Raw genomic sequence first — 15,979 nt, forward strand, 5'->3', positions numbered from 1 at the left:
GTGCCGTGGTGAAGTGAATTCAACCCTGCCCTTCTGCGCTGTTACCCAGCGCCCGGCAAGCGTACAATATTGAGGGTAGTTATATTGTTTAGCCAATCGCCAAAACGCAGGATTTTCCATGTCCGAGCAGCATCACACCCCCTCCGACCAGGGTAAAAAACCGACGCTGATCCAGACGATCAGCAGCATTCTGGCCGCTTTATTCGGGGTCCAGAGCTCGAAAAACCGCGAGCGCGACTTCACCAAGGGCGATGCCGGTAACTACATCGGTGTCTATGTGGTGCTGGTTCTCGCACTGGTCATCGGCATGATCGTCACCGTGAATATGGTGCTGGACGCGGCCGCGAAATAAGCCCACCCGTTATAGCGATATGCCAAGATATTTCTTTTCACTATAAGGGCGCTTTGTTAGAGTGCCGCTCTCCCTCCCCCGAGGGCGACGCTTACCTGTTGAATTCTAACCCGAATCTATGATTTGACATGGATTTAGGTTCAAGCATAAAGGACGGTGAATCGGTCCCATGTACGTCTATCAGGAACATGACCAGCAGCTGCTGGAAGAGCGGGTTGCGCAGTATCGCGACCAGACCCGCCGTTATCTGGCTGGAGAATTGAGCGAAGACGAGTTTCTCGCCCTGCGTCTCCAGAACGGCCTCTATATTCAACGTTATGCGCCGATGCTGCGTATTTCCGTTCCTTATGGCTTACTGGCGAGCCGTCAGCTGCGCCGTCTGGCTCATATTGTGCGCACCTATGACAAGGGCTTCTGCCACGTCAGCACTCGCCAGAATATTCAGCTGAACTGGCCGTCCGTGGAAGAGGTGCCGGATATTCTTGCCGAGCTGGCTGACGTGCAGATGCACGCCATTCAGACCAGCGGCAACTGTATCCGAAACATCACCACCGATGAATTCGCTGGTGTGAATCCGAAGGAAATTGAAGATCCGCGTCCCTGGTGCGAAATCATTCGCCAGTGGTCCACCTTCAACCCGGAATTCGCCTACCTGCCGCGTAAATTCAAGATTGCCGTCAATGCCGTCCCCGATGCAGACCCGGCCCTGATCGGCGTCCACGATATCGGCGTACAGCTGGTTCACGGTGCCAACGGCGAGACCGGTTTCCAGGTGTGGGCCGGTGGCGGCCTGGGCCGTACCCCCATGACCGGTTCAGTGATTGGCGAGTTTGTTCCCTGGCAGGACCTGCTGCCCTACCTGGAGTCCATCCTGCGGGTGTACAACAAGTACGGTAACCGGGACAACAAGTACAAGGCCCGCATCAAGATCCTGGTCAAGGCCCTGGGTGCCGACAAGTACCGCGAGCTGGTGGAACAGGAATTTGCCGAGCTGAAAGACGGCCCCATGACCCTGACCAAAGAAGAAGTGGAACGCATCCAGTCCTGCTTCTCTGCCCCGGCCTACCAGACCGAGGATACGGCCGCCCTGGAAGCCAAACTGGCCGAAGACAAGGCGTTCAGCCGCTGGTATCACACCAATACCCGCGCCCACAAACAGGCCGGCTATCGTGCGGTTACCCTGACCCTGAAGAAAACCGGTCGGGTACCGGGCGACATCAGCGACGAGCAGCTGGAAGCCGTTGCCGATCTGGCGGACCAGTACAGCTTCGGCGTGCTGCGCAACAGCCACCAGCAGAACATGGTACTGGCTGACGTGGCCGCCTCGGATCTCTACGACCTGTGGAAAGCCCTGGACGCCCTCGGTTTCGCCACTCCCAACCTGGGCCTGATCACCGATATCGTGGCCTGCCCCGGTGGCGATCTGTGCGCCCTGGCCAACGCCAAATCCATTCCGGTGGCGGAATCCATCCAGCGCCGCTTCGACAACATGGATTACGTGCACGACCTGGGACTCATCGACCTGAATATTTCCGGCTGCATGAACGCCTGTGGCCACCACCACATTGGCCACATCGGCATTCTCGGCGTGGACAAGAAAGGCAAGGAGTTCTACCAGGTCACCCTGGGCGGCCGTGGTGACCGGGAATCCCGTGTCGGCGAGAAACTGGGCCCGTCGTTCGAGTCTGATCAGATCACCGATGTAGTGGAAAATATCATCAAGCTCTACGTGGAAAAACGCCTCGAAAACGAGCCGTTTATCGACACCTACGAGCGCATTGGCATGGACCCGTTCAAGGAGCGCATCTATGGGTAAGGTAATCATTGATGGCGCCATCGCGGACAACCAGTGGCAACGACTGGAAAGCGATGCTCTGGAAAGCGGCGTGCCAGCACAAGGCAAAATCATTGTGCCGCTGGCCTACTGGCAGGAAAACCGCGATACCCTGATCGCCCGTGGCGATGTGGCCGTATGGCTGGCCCCCGGCGAAGAGCCCAAGGACCTGGAAGACGATCTGGACAGCCTGCCTCTGGTAGCAATCCACTTCCCGGCCTTCAAGGATGGTCGCGGCTACTCCTATGCCCGTGAGCTACGTACTCGCTATGGCTTCAAGGGTGAAGTTCGCGCTACCGGTGATGTGCTGCGTGACCAGCTTTTCTATATGACTCGCTGCGGATTCAATGCCTTTGAAGTCCGTGCGGATCGTAATATTGAAGAAGCACTGCAGGGCCTCAAGGATTTCAGCATTACCTACCAGGGCGATGTGAACGACCCCAAACCGATCTACCGCCGGGCCTGAACGACAAGCCCTTCAACGGCAGATCTCCGAAAACGCCGCTGGCTACAACCAGCGGCGTTTTCGCATCCAGATGGCGACGCCAAGGGCAATCACCCCCACGCCGGAACAGAACCACCAGAAAGCATGCGGATCATCGACGCCCGGCAACCCGCCCACATTGATACCGAACAGACCGGTCAGAAACCCCAGCGGCAGGAACAATGCCGAAATGATCGCCAGCAGATACATACGATCGTTGATCGCTTCGTTCTGCACCGAAAAGACCTCTTCCTGCAACAAGGTGGCATGCTCCCTTGCTGCATCCAGATCTTCCAGCAGACGTTGCAAACGATCCGTTGCCTCGCGGATCAGCATGGTATCCTCTGCCGCAAACAGCGCTTCATTCTGCAGCTTGATCAATGCTTCACGCTGGGGAGCAAGATACCGTCGCAGCGTAATCGCTCGCCGGCGTAGCAGGCTCAATTGTGGCGTCAGACTGGATCTGGGGGCTTCTTCCAGCTGCAGCGCACAGCTCTCCACTTCCGATTCCAGATTCTCGATCACCTCTTCCATACGCCAGATCAGCTGATCCACCAGTTCGGCCACCAGAGCGCTGATGGATGCCGGACCCTGCTCACTGTCCAGGGAGCCCTTCACCGCATCAACACTGAGCAAGCTCCGCTTCTGGCTGCTCACCAACCCCCTTGGTCCAACCCACATACGCAGGGCGATCATGTCTTCAGGGCGTGCACCGGGATTCAGGTTAACGCCGCGCAAATACACCAGTACGCCACCGGCCACTTCCGAGGCACGGGGGCGGGTTTCCGCTGCGGTCAGCGAATCAATCACCGCCTGCGGTATCGACTGCCGGCGCAGCCACTGCTCACTTTCTTCGCGTGTATAGTCCAGATGCACCCAGTAAGCGGTCGTTTCCGCCAGAGGCTGCTCGGCAGCCAATTCAGTTGCGCCACCCCGCCCATTCAGTTGCAATGCAATTTTCAGCCAATTGCTGTCAGTCATTGTGGCTCATGCCCTTGTTGTCCCGCCTGGATTTCATCGAAATATCGCATGACTATAGAATGCGTGAGTGACTTTCTTCAGACAAATAAAAAAGCGCGGCATAGCCGCGCTTTTTTATAGAGATTGAATGCTTCGGGCATCAGGGCAAGCGCACGACCACACGCCCCTGTACGCCACCCTGGAGAATTTTATCTACCCAGGCATTAACACCGTCCAGTTCAACCTCATCCGCTTCCAGCAGGGACAGATCCACAGGCATCCACTCGTCCGCAAGCAACTGCCACATCTGCTGTTTGATTTCGCAGGGCAACTCAACACTGTCCACACCCAACAGGTTCACACCGCGCAGAATAAAGGGCAATACCGTCATTTCCAGCTTGGGAGATGCCGCCAATCCACAACAGGCGGCACAGCCACCATATTTAAGGCTCTTCAATGCCGTCGTCAGCATATCACCACCGGCACAATCCACCGCCCCGGCCCATTGCTCCTTGAGCATGGGTTTGCCCGCGTTCTCAAGAAAACTGTCACGGCTGATCACTTCACTGGCGCCCAGCGACTTGAGCCACGGATGGGATTGCGACTTGCCGCTTACAGCGGTGACAGAAAAGCCCAGCTTGGAGAGAATGGTGACGGTGATGCTACCGACTCCACCAGTGGCGCCGGTTACCAACACCGGGCCCTGATCCGGATTAAGACCGGTATCGAGCAGTGACTCTACGCACAATGCAGCGGTTAGCCCAGCGGTACCCAGCACCATGGCATCTCGGGGAGCCAGACCATCCGGCAACGGAACCAGCCATTCTGCAGGCACCCGGATGTACTGACCGTAGCCACCATCCGTATTCATACCCAGATCATAACCGGTGCAGATCACGGTATCGCCAACACTGAAAGGACCGTCTGTGGTTTCCTCTACCACTCCCACCGCATCAATACCTGGCGTATGGGGAAACTGGCGGGTAACACCCTTGTTGCCGCTGGCAGAAAGCGCATCCTTGTAGTTCAGGGATGACCAGTGCACGCGCACCAATACACCCTCTTCCCCCAGATCGGTCAGCTCACGTTCTTCCAGTGCGGTTTGGTAGCCGTTCTCGGTTTCACGGGTCAACAGGGCTTGGAAACTCATGATCGAACTCCTCTAAAGCTACGAGCCGCTAGCTGCTAGCTGTGAGACGCGGATAAAGGTCTTCTTAAACAGAAAAACCCTGCCCGCGAAACAATGGTGTTACAGCCTTGGGCGCGGTGACAATACTCTCTCGAATAGCAGCACGCTTTCCCGCGTCTCAAAGCTAGCAGCTCATAGCTCGCAGCTTATTTAATGAATCTGTCGCTGGCTACCACGGTGCCAGAATTTTTCTACGGCACGGTGCAGGCTCGTTTCCAGGGAGAACCCCAGCCGTTCGCCCAGCTTACGTTTGGCTTCCCACTGTACCTGATAGAGTGAATGGGTACCCTGGCGCAGTTGCAACAGTTCGTCACTGGTCATGATCTCGTCAACCAGACCCAATTCCTTGGCCTGGCTGCCAAACCAGTGCTCGCCAGTGGCGACTTTGTCCAGGTCCAGGCCACGACGATTGTCACGAACAAAGGTTTTGAACAGTTGGTGGGTTTCTTCCAGTTCTTCCTGGAATTTGGCGCGCCCTTTTTCGGTGTTCTCGCCCAGCATGGTCATGGTGCGTTTGTATTCACCGGCGGTCATCAGCTCCACGTCGATATCGTTCTTTTTCAGCAGACGATGGAAGTTGGGAATCTGTGCAACCACACCAATGGAGCCAATCACCGCGAAAGGCGCCGCCACAATACGGTCAGCAATGCAGGCCATCATGTAACCGCCACTGGCGGCCACTTCGTCCACAGTCACCGTCAACTTGATGCCGCTATTGCGGATACGGCGCAGCTGGGAGGCAGCCAGGCCATAGCTGTGCACCAAACCACCAGGGCTCTGCAAACGCACCAGCACTTCATCATTCTGGGTAGCCACCTGCAGCACGGCACTGATTTCCCGGCGCAGATGATCCACTGCGCTGGCCTGCACATCACCATCGAAATCCAGCACGAACAGGCGTGGCTCGACCTTGTCTTCGGTCCCAGCTTTTTTCTTTTGCTTGGCTTCCAGTTTTTCCTGCTTGCGCTTCGCTTTATGGGCTTTCTTGCGCTGTGCCTCGGGCAGGATTTCCGCCTCCAGAGAGTCCTTGAGGTCATCAAATTCTTCATTGAGGTGGCGAACTCTCAGTTCTCCGTCCTGGCCCGCCTTGTTACGGCCGCGGGAAGCGGTAGCGGCGATGCCGCCGATCACAAACAAGATTGCTACCACCAGAGTAACGACCTTGGCCAGAAACATGCCATATTCGGATAAAAACGCGATCACTGTTTACCTGCTTGTCCGTAGGATTGGTACCTGCCCGTGGTCGGCAGATGAAAAGGAGTGAGGGGATTCTACCTAACCGAGCGGCAATGGGGTATGGCGCCCACCACAGTAACACGGTGATGGGCACCTCAAGACGACCTCAATCCCAGCCGGAGATGGCCTGCTGGGCACTGCCATTCATGGGGCGGGCGACCAGACCGGTAGCACCGGCATTCACCTCAAACAGGGCACCTTCTGCCATTGGCAAATAGGCGGCACTGCCATAGCTGGCATCCACCAGCAGACTCCAGCCGTCCCGAGCCATCTTCCAGACATCAATACCGACCGGATCACGGTGCAGACTGTAGACAGTGCGGTCCCGGGATCGCTCATCTTCAAGCGCGTAATAGCGACCGGAGATGCGGTCCAACTGGTAGCCTGGTTGCAGGCCCAGCAGGCTGAAAGGCATTTTCCATTTGATAATACGGGCATCCAGCTGCCATTGGTCCCCTTTCAGACGGAAGTCTTCGGTGGTGCCATCGGTGCGGGTGACGGTGGCAATGAAGGATTGGTCACCGGACTGACGGAAGCTGACCGTGGCCACGGACACTTCCTGAGCGTATTCACGGTAGCCATAGATATTCAGTGCGAACAGGCTCAGATAGATAGCCAGCCCTACCATCAGCAGCCCTGCTGTGCCTTTCAGCCATTGCATCAACCATTGCTGGCGCAGCAGCACCCAGGCGCCCAGCAAGACAAAAAGCAGGCTGAAAATAAAAATCACCAAAGGCGCGAGTGTGTAATTCATTGCTTCTGTCCTTTATTGGAAACGCGCTACCCAATGGTCAATCAGGGTTCGGGCGATACTGCCCGGTGGCGGTATCATGGGCAGCGACCGGTAGTGAAACCAGTCCGCCGCTACTATCTCGTCATCATCAATACAGATATCCCCACCGGCGTAATCTGCGTGGAAGCCCAGCATCAACGAGTGGGGAAACGGCCATGACTGGCTGGTGAGATATTGAAGATTGGTCACTTCGATGCCACTTTCTTCACGCACTTCACGGGCCAGGGCCTGCTCCGCCGACTCCCCTGCCTCCATGAAACCCGCCAGACAGGAATACATTCCTTCCGGAAAACGGGTTGAGCGCCCCAGCAGTGCATGCTCGCCGCGGGTAACCAGAGCAATGATGCAGGGAGTGATTCTCGGGTACTGAAAATAGCCACAGGCCTGACAGGTCATTGCCAGATCCCGATGGTGCGCTTCAGTGGGTGAGCCACAACGGCTGCAGAAACGATGGTTCTTTTGCCAGCTGAGAAACTGCAAGGCCCGGCTGACCATCGAGAAGCCAGGCTCATCCAGCCCCCCGGAAATCAATTGCCGCAACGGCACTGGTTGCAAGGAACCATCATCCAGTTCGTGGTTGCTCAGTTCGCAGACGTAACAGGGCTCACCGTTCAACAAGCCCAGGTAATGGTAATGCGGGTGCTGGCGAAGCATGTAAGCCGGTAGTACCGGCAACTGCCATCGATCGGCGGCAATCAGGATATTTTGCTCATGGATCACATAGCAACGGGCGAGTTCAGCGTCCTTGGGTTCGGGGCTGGAGAGATCAATCATGGTCATCAAGCCACTCTGGACACCGGGTAACCCAGCGCTTTCATGCTTTCTTCCGCCACCTCAAGCACACCGTCACCGATGGGCTTCTGCTCTTCCATGCTTTCCAGGTAGTAATCCACGCCGGTGAGGGCGTCGGCCAGGGTTTCCATATGTTCCTTGGTGGGAGTCGTAGGAGCCTCGATCAGCTGATGAACGATATATTTGTGACATGACTCAGTTACACCACGGGCCCGCTGCAGCTCCAGGAACATCAAGCCACCGGCAATGGAGGCAAAGGTTCCGGGCAGGTTGGAAAGGTGCATGGCATCCCAGTTGTTATCCATAAAGGAACTGATAGAGCGCTTGGCCAGAGCCAATCCGGCACGGCACTCCCCGACCACGGTCATGCGGGCATCATCCAGCTGGTACAGGGAAATACCACTGTTGTTGCTGCCACGGTGGATGTCGTCTTCAGGCGCAATGCTGCGCTCCAGATTCGCCGCCACGTTCTCTACCATCAGCAAATCATCCACTAGCGCATGAAATGCCTCGCTTTCCACATTTTGGTCAGCACGCCACTCGTTTACCTGTGCGGCCCGCTGTTTGATAACCCCGGCCTCATCGTCCTTACCAATCATGGCCAGGGTGCTACCCAGACGATTGAGGCTGGCGGCCACGGACTGATAATTCGTGTCGGCCACTCCCTGGGAGGCCATATCCAGGCTTTCTTTCAGCTCACTGATTTCATCTCGCATGGCGCTGGCAACAGAGCGGATCACTGAGCCGCTGGCACCGGTCATTAGTGCCAGCTCGCGCTGCAGGATGGCGTCGGACACATCATTGTTCAGAGCAAACGCCTGCTTCACTTCCGCAACCACTCCCGTGTCCAGGGAGGACAGGGACACCAGATAGAGACTTTCCTTGATCATCAACAACGGCGCTTCTTCACTGAGCGCCTGATCCCCACCATAGACCAGCTTTTTCAATTGTCGGTCGTACTGGGACAACAGCGCCTTGCGGGCCGGGGTGATCGCCATGTCATCGGCCACCATGGCCGTGATGACGGCCTGCCCGATCCACAGGAAGCGGCTGAGCCCACAGTCACCGGCGGCGCGATCCAGGCGCACCAGGGCCCTCCCCATCAGGCGGAGATTTACCGACGGGTTCAGGTCTCGCAACACACCCAGCAGGCCGGTCTGATACATGTGACGCAAGCGCCGGGCCAGGGCCGACAACTCTGCGCGTGGCAGCTCACTTTCAGGCGCTGCCGGGTTTCGGGGCCGGGACAACTCGGCACTGAAAAAATGGCTTTCCTGAATCAGCGCCTTGCCACCGGCACGACGCAGTTCATTAATCCCACCGATCAGCAGGGCCGGCAGAGTGCGGTTCTTCAGCTGGACATAATCGAAATAGCGGGTGAGCAGCACAATGGCATTGCTCAACGCCTGTACCCGGGCATCGGACTGCTTTTCTCGCAGCTCCCGGGCGGCAAGTGACATCTCTTCACTCATCAGAGCAGCAGCAGGCAGTTCCACCACCTGGCAGATGCCCCGCAATTGCTGGAAGTCATCGGCACAGCGTGCCAGCTCCTCCTGACGGGAGGGATCGTCGGAGAACGCCTCCAGACTGTTTTCCGCTTCCGTCAGGGTGGCGTCAATCGCTTCCTTGAGAAAAGTCAGGGAGGTGGTATTCGTTATGGCGACCATGGACTCTCCGCAAGCACCCAACTGTTATTATCATCGGTCCGATCCGTAAAGCCGTACAAACCCCCGGATACGCCGCAATTCTCATGATAGAAGTGTCGGCAGGCCATCAAAATGCAAGCCGGGCAAACACACCGGGACAGCATTGCTGTCACCTCAAACACGCAGAGCGCATGGTTTACTGTATCTACCTTGGCGGCAGCCTGCCGTCCAGGCGGCAAGAAAAGGGCTTTGCTGTCCTTTTAAGCGCCGACCGAGAAAGGCGCATCAACTTTTGCACGTCATCAAACAATGCGTCAACTTTCATTTGTAAGCAACTGATTTATTGGCCATTTGTTAACCTGGCCACACTCTGACAACGGTGTTTTAAGCATCGCCAACCTTAAACCGGTTGCGGGAGTGTCAACCCCTACCATCGTCCGGTCCCGCTACCCGCTATCTGCACTGTACTGGGGCAAGGCAAGGCCGTATGATTGCGGCCGCAAAAACCCCGTTCATCCCTCGCGCAGGATTCCGCCATGTCAGCCACGCCTGGCCGTGCCTTTTTGCACAACTTTCTTGGGCAAGCTCCCGCCTGGTACAAGTACACCATCATTGCCTTCCTGGCCGTGAACCCGCTGATCCACCTGACTCTGGGTCCGGTCGTCGCTGGGTGGCTGCTGCTGGCCCAGTTCATCTTTACTCTTGCCATGGCGCTAAAGTGCTATCCGCTCCAGCCGGGTGGCCTGCTCGCCATTGAAGCGGTACTGATCGGGCTAACCTCCGCGGAGACTGTTCTGCACAAGGTTGAGAGCAATCTGGAGGTGATGCTGCTGCTGATCTTCATGGTGGCGGGGATTTTCTTTCTCAAGGATCTGCTGCTGTTCCTGTTTACGCGCATCCTGCTGGGGGTGAAATCCAAGGTACGCCTGAGCTTACTGTTCTGTGTCGCGGCGGCAATTCTCTCTGCGTTTCTGGATGCGCTCACCGTTACCGCCGTGGTCATCGCGGTGTGTACCGGCTTCTTCGGCATCTACCACAAGGTGGCCTCCGGCAAGACCTTTCAGCAGAAGCACGATCACGGCGATGACACCAGCGTTGAAGACCTGCATCGCGAGGACCTGCGCCGCTTCCGCTCCTTCCTGCGTAGCCTGCTCATGCATGCAGCGGTGGGCACTGCCCTGGGCGGGGTCTGCACGCTAGTGGGCGAGCCTCAGAACCTGCTGATCGCTAACAAGGCGGGCTGGGAATTCGGCGAATTCTTCCTGCGCATGGCGCCGATCACCCTGCCAGTGCTGGTAATGGGCTTGTTGACCTGCGTATTCCTGGAAATCAGCGGCAGCTTTGGATACGGCGAAGACATTCCGGAAAAGGTCCGTGGCATCATGCGTCAATACGCCCTGGAGCAGGACCGCAAGCGGACCATGCAGAACCGGGCCGCCCTGGTAGTACAGGCGCTGACTGCCGTCTGGCTGGTGGTCGGGCTGGCCACCCACGCCGCGTCCGTGGGCCTGGTGGGTCTGACGGTGATTATTCTGGCCACCTCTTTTACCGGCATCATCGAGGAACATCGCCTGGGTGCCGCGTTCGAAGAAGCCTTGCCTTTTACCGCTCTGCTGACAGTATTTTTTGCGGTGGTGGCTGTGATTGCGGACCAGCAACTTTTCGCTCCGATCATTGAATACGTACTGAGCCTGGAAAAACAGATCCAGGGACCGGCCTTCTATGTGGCCAACGGGGTACTGTCGGCGGTGTCCGATAATGTCTTTGTGGCGACGGTCTATGTGGATGAAGTCGGGCAGGCGCTACTCAAGGGCGAAATCGACCGGGACACATTCGATTTGCTGGCGGTAGCCATCAACACCGGCACCAATATCCCCTCGGTTGCCACCCCCAATGGCCAGGCAGCCTTCCTGTTCCTGCTGACCTCGGCGCTGGCACCGCTGGTGCGGTTGTCCTACGGACGCATGGTAGTCATGGCCCTGCCCTATACCATCGTCATGTCCATTACCGGCCTGCTCATGTCGATGATGGCATTGGGGCCGGCAACGGAGTATCTCTACGAGAATGGCTGGATCGAACACCACGATGTCAGTGAGTTCCAGGTATCACCCGAAAAGGGGCACTGAGTATCCTGACGCCCTACGCCCGGCAGGGTCGTAGGGCGGAAATGGGCGTCAAACCCATCCCCTTCTTTGCGTCAGGCGTTCATCAATGCAGCGGGCTGTCTTCTTCCTGGCGATCCCAGAGGGTGGGCTCACCATTACTGTCGGCGATGGCTGACAACTTGTCGCGGTGGCGCTGCAATTCCTGATCTGAGGCCCGCACCACGGTGAGTCCGGGGCGCTGACCATCCAGCCGGCGAATCGCCTCAGCCGCCATCTCTCCGCCCTGCTCTGCGCTGTTATTGCCGTCGAGAGACAACCGCGTCTGCCCGCCGGTCATGGCCAGGTAGACGTCGGCAAGGATCTCCGCATCCAGCAAGGCCCCATGCAGCTCCCGGTGGCCGTTTTCCACCCCATAACGGCGGCACAGTGCATCCAGATTGTTCTTCTGCCCCGGGTGTTTCTGGCGCGCCATTACCAGGGTGTCGAGCACGCCGCAGCGCTGCTCCATGGTCCCATAACGACTGCCAAGGCGACGTAGCTCATGGTTGAGGAACCCTACATCGAACGGGGCGTTATGGATCACCAGTTCTGCACCATCCACAAAGGCGAGGAATTCATCCGCCACCTTGTCAAAAGTGGGTTTGTCCGCCAGGAACTCGGTGCTGATGCCGTGTACGGCCAGCGCCCCTTCATCGATCTCGCGCTGCGGATTGAGATACAAATGCAGGCTGTTTCCGGTGAGCCGCCGGTTAATGACTTCGACACAGCCAATCTCAATCACCCGGTGGCCATCATTGGGCTCAAGGCCGGTGGTTTCCGTATCCAGTACTACCTGACGCATTAGCTAGGCATTCCTTTTTTCTGAAGAAGTTCATCAATGCCACGATTGGCAAGTGCATCGGCCTTGTCGTTCTCGGGGTGTCCGCTGTGGCCCTTGACCCACTGCCATTCAATAGTGTGTTTCTCGCGGGCGGCATCCAGCCGCCGCCACAGATCCGCATTCTTCACCGGCTGCTTGGACGCCGTTTTCCAGCCCCGCTTCTTCCAGTTGACCATCCATTTGGTGATGCCATCCATGACATAACGCGAGTCCGTTGTCAGCACTACCTGACAGGGTGCTGTCAGGGCTTCCAGGGCCATGATCGCGGCCATCAGTTCCATGCGGTTATTGGTGGTGTCAGGTTCGCCACCGAACAGGGTCTTCTCGGTGGCGCCATAACGCAGTAGCGCTCCCCAGCCACCCGGGCCGGGGTTACCGCGGCAGGCGCCGTCGGTGAAAATAATCACTTGCTTCAATGAATCAGGACTCCTTGTTTTGCTGCCCCCAGCGGGCAACCGGTACGGGTACCACAGTATTGCGCGGCACCTTGTGTTGCCGGCTGGGCAACAACTTGGCCATACCGGCCCGTTTGCGAGCTACCAGTAGATAGGCATTGCCGTGGCGGGGCCACAGCAAACTACCCAGCCACTCAAGCAGCCCAAGCCGTTCCCGGCCACGGTCGGAAAGCGGCATAGTATAGAAGCCACTGGCCATGCCATCGACCTCAAATCCCAATACTTGCAACCAGTCAGTAAGCCGGTTGGGCCGGTAAAAGCGCCCGGACCAGCCCGGCCGCTTGCGCCAGAAGAACCAGCGAGCCAACCCCATCAGGCTGATCGGGTGGAAGCCGATAATGGCCACCTTGCCTCCCGGCGCGATACTTCGAGTGGCTTCACGCAACACCTGGTGGGGGTCATGACTGAAGTCCATGACATGGTGAAGCAGGAGAAGATCCACACTGGCCTTGGCCAGGGGCAACAACTCGAGCCTGGCCCGCACCCGGGTACCGCCGAAGCCTTGGGTAGAGATACTGGTCTGCCAGGGTAGCGGGCTCTCGGCCAGCATATCCCGGCCGCTGCCACTATACAGGGCCACCGCACGCTGGCCGGCCTGGCTGCGCAGCCATTCGCCAAGCATTGCTCGCTCTGCGGCCAACAGCGCCTGCCCTGGCTCGCTGTCCAGCCAGTTATCAAAATTGCGGCCCAGCTCCGGTGAGGAGGCATGATAGGAAATACGGTTGAGCGGAGGCAGTTGCATGACGGACAATGGCCCTTGATCATAAAAGATTGCCGTTTCTCAGGAGCGTAGCACGACATGTTGCCAAGCCCCACCGCCATCCCCGCATTTCGCGACAATTACATCTGGGCCATCCGCCAGGAGGACCGCTGCGTAGTGGTTGACCCAGGCGATGCCGCACCCGTCGAGCAGTTCCTGAAGGAGAACGGGCTGCGACTTACCAGCATTCTGGTAACTCACCATCATCCGGATCATGTCGGCGGCATTCCCGCTCTGCTACGGGAAAGGGATATTCCCGTTTATGGGCCTGCCAGGGAAACCATCCCCGGGATGACGCACCCGCTTGCCGAGGGCGACACCATTCAGCCAGCGGGGGTGGACATGTCCCTGACAGTAATGGAAGTCCCCGGCCATACCCTTGGGCATATCGCCTTCCACGACGCCAACCACTGCTGGCTGTTCTGCGGTGACACCTTGTTTGCCGGCGGTTGCGGCCGACTGTTCGAGGGTACCCCGGCGCAGATGTTTGACTCACTGCAGCGGCTGGCCAGCCTGCCTGCCAAAACGCAGGTATTCTGTACCCATGAATATACCCTGGCCAACCTGACCTTTGCTGCGGCAGTCACCCCGGATGATGATGCTGTGGCACAACGTCTCAACGCTGTTCGCCAGGCCCGCGAGACGGGCCAGATCACCCTGCCCTCCACACTGGAAGAAGAGACACGCAGCAACCCCTTCCTGCGCGCCCATGAGCCGGCGCTCAAGCACGCCTGCGAAGCCCGGGAAGCTGGAACAGCCGGCTCTGATATGCAGTGTTTTGCCGCCTTGCGTCGCTGGAAAGACAACTTTTAGCTGACACTGCTTGTGGGGCCCCTTTGCATGCCCCTAAAATGACTGAAATATTTTGCTGTCGTTATTATTATGAAAAAAATCACTACTCTCGCCCTGTGTCTGGGCCTGGGAGTCCTGGGAGGCTGTGCCTCGAATCAGTCCCTGGATGAGCTTCCTCCCATGCCCGCCGCCGAACCGTCGGTAGACGATGTCAATCTCGCCAACGGCATGGACGAGCCGACGCCCCTGGAAAGCAGCCCGGATCAAGAAAAAGAAAACAACGATTTATGGGTAAGGCTACGTCAGGGTTATGGCCTTGACCTGACAGTGGAAAATGACCGCATTCGCGTCCAGCGCGACTGGTACGCCCGCCACCCGCAATACTTCACCCGTGTCACCACCCGCTCCGAGCGCTACCTTCACTACATCATCGAGCAGGCAGAAGCGCGCAACATGCCATTGGAGCTGGCACTACTGCCCATCGTGGAAAGCGCCTTTGACCCCTTCGCCTACTCCCACGGCCGAGCCGCCGGCCCCTGGCAGTTCATTCCCTCTACCGGTGATTACTTCGGCATGGAGCGCACCTGGTGGCAGGATCAGAGACGGGACATTCTCAAATCCACCAATGCAGCGCTGGATTACCTGCAAAAGCTCTCCAACCGATTTGACGGCGACTGGCTACTGGCGCTGGCTTCCTACAATGCCGGCGGCGGCACCGTATCGCGGGCGATCCGCCGCAACGAAGAAGCGGGTAAACCGACAGATTTCTGGAACCTGAATCTACCGCGGGAGACCACCGCCTACGTTCCCAAGCTGTTGGCCATTGCCCAGATCGTGCAGGAGCCGGAAAACTACGGGGTTACCCTGCACCCGATCCGTAACGAAGCCTATTTCAGCAGCGTGGACATTGGCGGCCAGATTGACCTGACCCAGGCCGCCCGACTGGCGGATATTTCCGTGGAAGAACTCTATCTGCTGAATCCATCCTTCAACCGCTGGGCCACCTCACCAGATGGCCCTCACCGCCTTCTGGTTCCGGTTGATCGGGAAGAGCGCTTCCGTAACGGGCTGGCCGAATTGCCCCAGGATCAGCGCATGCGGTGGGCCCGCTACGAAATCCGCCCCGGCGACAGCCTGGGCGCCATTGCCCGTAAGCATCGCACCACGCCGCAGGTCCTGCGCAGCATCAACAAGCTGAACGGCAATACCATCATCGCCGGTCGCACCCTGCTGATTCCGGGGCCATCGTCCGGGAAAGGCGACTACAGCCTGAGCGAAGATTCTCGCCTGGCCGCCAATCAGTCCCGGGAGCGCAAAGGCAAGCAACGGGTCAATTACACCGTGCAATCCGGCGACACCCTGTGGGAAATTTCCCGTCGCTACAGTGTGGGCGTGAAGGAGCTGGCCAAATGGAACAACATGGCGCCCGGCGACAGCCTGAGTATCGGCCAGTCCCTGGCCGTATGGAGTGAATCCGCTCAGACCAGCAGCGCAGTCCCGCCGGAAAATGACAAGATGGTCCGCAAGCTACGCTATGCCGTACGCAACGGAGACTCCTTGTATGCCATTGCAGACCGCTTTAATGTATCGGTGAACGACATCAAGAGCTGGAACGACCGTGTAGCCAGCAATCGTTACATTAAACCTGGGCAACGGCTGACACTCTACGTTGATATTCGCAAAACGTTCTAGACCCTTTCT

General features: G+C 57.9%; 15 protein-coding genes. 6 read left to right on the forward strand and 9 right to left on the reverse strand.

Annotated elements, in window-relative coordinates:
- Nucleotides 1-118 precede the first annotated feature (118 nt).
- From Q0Y02_RS02825 to Q0Y02_RS02835, 3 genes are all read left to right on the forward strand, one after another.
- Nucleotides 119-352: a DUF2970 domain-containing protein gene (locus Q0Y02_RS02825; RefSeq protein WP_297764124.1), complete on the forward strand. Its 234-nt coding sequence runs from the start codon at nt 119-121 to the stop codon at nt 350-352.
- Between the two features lie 169 nt (nt 353-521).
- Nucleotides 522-2,168 carry a nitrite/sulfite reductase gene (locus Q0Y02_RS02830; protein ID WP_297764127.1) on the forward strand — a complete coding sequence of 549 codons (1,647 nt, stop codon included), beginning with the start codon at nt 522-524 and terminating at the stop codon, nt 2,166-2,168.
- The gene (locus Q0Y02_RS02835) at nt 2,161-2,652 is read left to right on the forward strand and encodes a DUF934 domain-containing protein (protein ID WP_297764130.1); all 492 of its coding nucleotides are present in this window, start codon (nt 2,161-2,163) and stop codon (nt 2,650-2,652) included. Before Q0Y02_RS02830 ends, Q0Y02_RS02835 begins: the two co-directional genes overlap by 8 nt.
- A gap of 42 nt (nt 2,653-2,694) precedes the next feature.
- Here Q0Y02_RS02835 and Q0Y02_RS02840 read toward each other — a convergent pair whose 3' ends face one another.
- The 6 genes from Q0Y02_RS02840 to Q0Y02_RS02865 all read right to left on the reverse strand — a co-directional run bounded on the left by Q0Y02_RS02840 (nt 2,695) and on the right by Q0Y02_RS02865 (nt 9,307).
- The gene (locus Q0Y02_RS02840) at nt 2,695-3,651 is read right to left on the reverse strand and encodes a zinc transporter ZntB (RefSeq protein ID WP_297764132.1); all 957 of its coding nucleotides are present in this window, start codon (nt 3,649-3,651) and stop codon (nt 2,695-2,697) included.
- A gap of 139 nt (nt 3,652-3,790) precedes the next feature.
- A complete protein-coding gene (locus Q0Y02_RS02845; RefSeq protein ID WP_297764134.1) occupies nt 3,791-4,780 on the reverse strand; it encodes a YhdH/YhfP family quinone oxidoreductase in 990 nt (329 codons plus the stop codon).
- Between the two features lie 189 nt (nt 4,781-4,969).
- Entirely contained in the window at nt 4,970-6,022 is a 1,053-nt protein-coding gene (sohB, locus tag Q0Y02_RS02850) for a protease SohB (RefSeq protein WP_272979932.1), read from the reverse strand.
- Between the two features lie 139 nt (nt 6,023-6,161).
- The gene (locus tag Q0Y02_RS02855; protein ID WP_273009575.1) at nt 6,162-6,809 is read right to left on the reverse strand and encodes a hypothetical protein; all 648 of its coding nucleotides are present in this window, start codon (nt 6,807-6,809) and stop codon (nt 6,162-6,164) included.
- Nucleotides 6,810-6,821: 12 nt separating this feature from the next.
- Nucleotides 6,822-7,628, reverse strand: a complete 807-nt coding sequence (gene nudC, locus Q0Y02_RS02860) for an NAD(+) diphosphatase (protein WP_297764139.1) — start codon at nt 7,626-7,628, stop codon at nt 6,822-6,824.
- Nucleotides 7,628-9,307: a hypothetical protein gene (locus Q0Y02_RS02865; RefSeq protein ID WP_297764142.1), complete on the reverse strand. Its 1,680-nt coding sequence runs from the start codon at nt 9,305-9,307 to the stop codon at nt 7,628-7,630. Before Q0Y02_RS02865 ends, nudC begins: the two co-directional genes overlap by 1 nt.
- A gap of 515 nt (nt 9,308-9,822) precedes the next feature.
- Between Q0Y02_RS02865 and nhaB the strand changes: the two genes are divergently transcribed.
- Nucleotides 9,823-11,412: a sodium/proton antiporter NhaB gene (gene nhaB / locus Q0Y02_RS02870; RefSeq protein ID WP_297764145.1), complete on the forward strand. Its 1,590-nt coding sequence runs from the start codon at nt 9,823-9,825 to the stop codon at nt 11,410-11,412.
- 82 nt (nt 11,413-11,494) lie between these two features.
- Here the strand turns inward: nhaB and dnaQ are convergent, their stop codons facing one another.
- Genes dnaQ through Q0Y02_RS02885 form a run of 3 tightly spaced genes read right to left on the reverse strand, consistent with a single transcriptional unit; the run spans nt 11,495 to nt 13,468 of the window.
- Nucleotides 11,495-12,232: a DNA polymerase III subunit epsilon gene (dnaQ, locus tag Q0Y02_RS02875; RefSeq protein ID WP_297764148.1), complete on the reverse strand. Its 738-nt coding sequence runs from the start codon at nt 12,230-12,232 to the stop codon at nt 11,495-11,497.
- Nucleotides 12,232-12,687 (reverse strand): ribonuclease HI, encoded by a 456-nt coding sequence (gene rnhA, locus Q0Y02_RS02880; protein WP_297764151.1) that lies wholly within the window; start codon nt 12,685-12,687, stop codon nt 12,232-12,234. The genes dnaQ and rnhA overlap by 1 nt, the downstream gene beginning before the upstream one ends.
- A 4-nt stretch (nt 12,688-12,691) precedes the next feature.
- Nucleotides 12,692-13,468, reverse strand: coding sequence for a methyltransferase domain-containing protein (locus tag Q0Y02_RS02885; RefSeq protein ID WP_297764154.1), 777 nt, complete (start codon nt 13,466-13,468; stop codon nt 12,692-12,694).
- A gap of 57 nt (nt 13,469-13,525) precedes the next feature.
- Here Q0Y02_RS02885 and gloB point away from each other — a divergent pair, with 57 nt between their 5' ends.
- Nucleotides 13,526-14,299, forward strand: a complete 774-nt coding sequence (gloB, locus tag Q0Y02_RS02890) for a hydroxyacylglutathione hydrolase (protein ID WP_297764157.1) — start codon at nt 13,526-13,528, stop codon at nt 14,297-14,299.
- A gap of 69 nt (nt 14,300-14,368) precedes the next feature.
- Nucleotides 14,369-15,970 carry a LysM peptidoglycan-binding domain-containing protein gene (locus tag Q0Y02_RS02895; RefSeq protein ID WP_297764160.1) on the forward strand — a complete coding sequence of 534 codons (1,602 nt, stop codon included), beginning with the start codon at nt 14,369-14,371 and terminating at the stop codon, nt 15,968-15,970.
- The last annotated feature ends 9 nt before the right edge of the window (nt 15,971-15,979 follow it).

It is taken from the genome of uncultured Alcanivorax sp., assembly GCF_947258575.1.
In the GTDB taxonomy this organism is placed as follows: domain Bacteria; phylum Pseudomonadota; class Gammaproteobacteria; order Pseudomonadales; family Alcanivoracaceae; genus Alcanivorax.

Excerpts from the sequence above, each read along its gene's own strand:
- Q0Y02_RS02825 (WP_297764124.1), top strand. The coding sequence starts at position 119 with ATGTCCGAGCAGCATCACACCCCCTCCGACCAGGGTAAAAAACCGACG.
- Q0Y02_RS02830 (WP_297764127.1), top strand. The coding sequence starts at position 522 with ATGTACGTCTATCAGGAACATGACCAGCAGCTGCTGGAAGAGCGGGTT.
- Q0Y02_RS02835 (WP_297764130.1), top strand. The coding sequence starts at position 2,161 with ATGGGTAAGGTAATCATTGATGGCGCCATCGCGGACAACCAGTGGCAA.
- Q0Y02_RS02840 (WP_297764132.1), bottom strand. The coding sequence starts at position 3,651 with ATGACTGACAGCAATTGGCTGAAAATTGCATTGCAACTGAATGGGCGG.
- Q0Y02_RS02845 (WP_297764134.1), bottom strand. The coding sequence starts at position 4,780 with ATGAGTTTCCAAGCCCTGTTGACCCGTGAAACCGAGAACGGCTACCAA.
- Q0Y02_RS02855 (WP_273009575.1), bottom strand. The coding sequence starts at position 6,809 with ATGAATTACACACTCGCGCCTTTGGTGATTTTTATTTTCAGCCTGCTT.
- nudC (WP_297764139.1), bottom strand. The coding sequence starts at position 7,628 with ATGACCATGATTGATCTCTCCAGCCCCGAACCCAAGGACGCTGAACTC.
- Q0Y02_RS02865 (WP_297764142.1), bottom strand. The coding sequence starts at position 9,307 with ATGGTCGCCATAACGAATACCACCTCCCTGACTTTTCTCAAGGAAGCG.
- nhaB (WP_297764145.1), top strand. The coding sequence starts at position 9,823 with ATGTCAGCCACGCCTGGCCGTGCCTTTTTGCACAACTTTCTTGGGCAA.
- dnaQ (WP_297764148.1), bottom strand. The coding sequence starts at position 12,232 with ATGCGTCAGGTAGTACTGGATACGGAAACCACCGGCCTTGAGCCCAAT.
- Q0Y02_RS02885 (WP_297764154.1), bottom strand. The coding sequence starts at position 13,468 with ATGCAACTGCCTCCGCTCAACCGTATTTCCTATCATGCCTCCTCACCG.
- gloB (WP_297764157.1), top strand. The coding sequence starts at position 13,526 with ATGTTGCCAAGCCCCACCGCCATCCCCGCATTTCGCGACAATTACATC.
- Q0Y02_RS02895 (WP_297764160.1), top strand. The coding sequence starts at position 14,369 with ATGAAAAAAATCACTACTCTCGCCCTGTGTCTGGGCCTGGGAGTCCTG.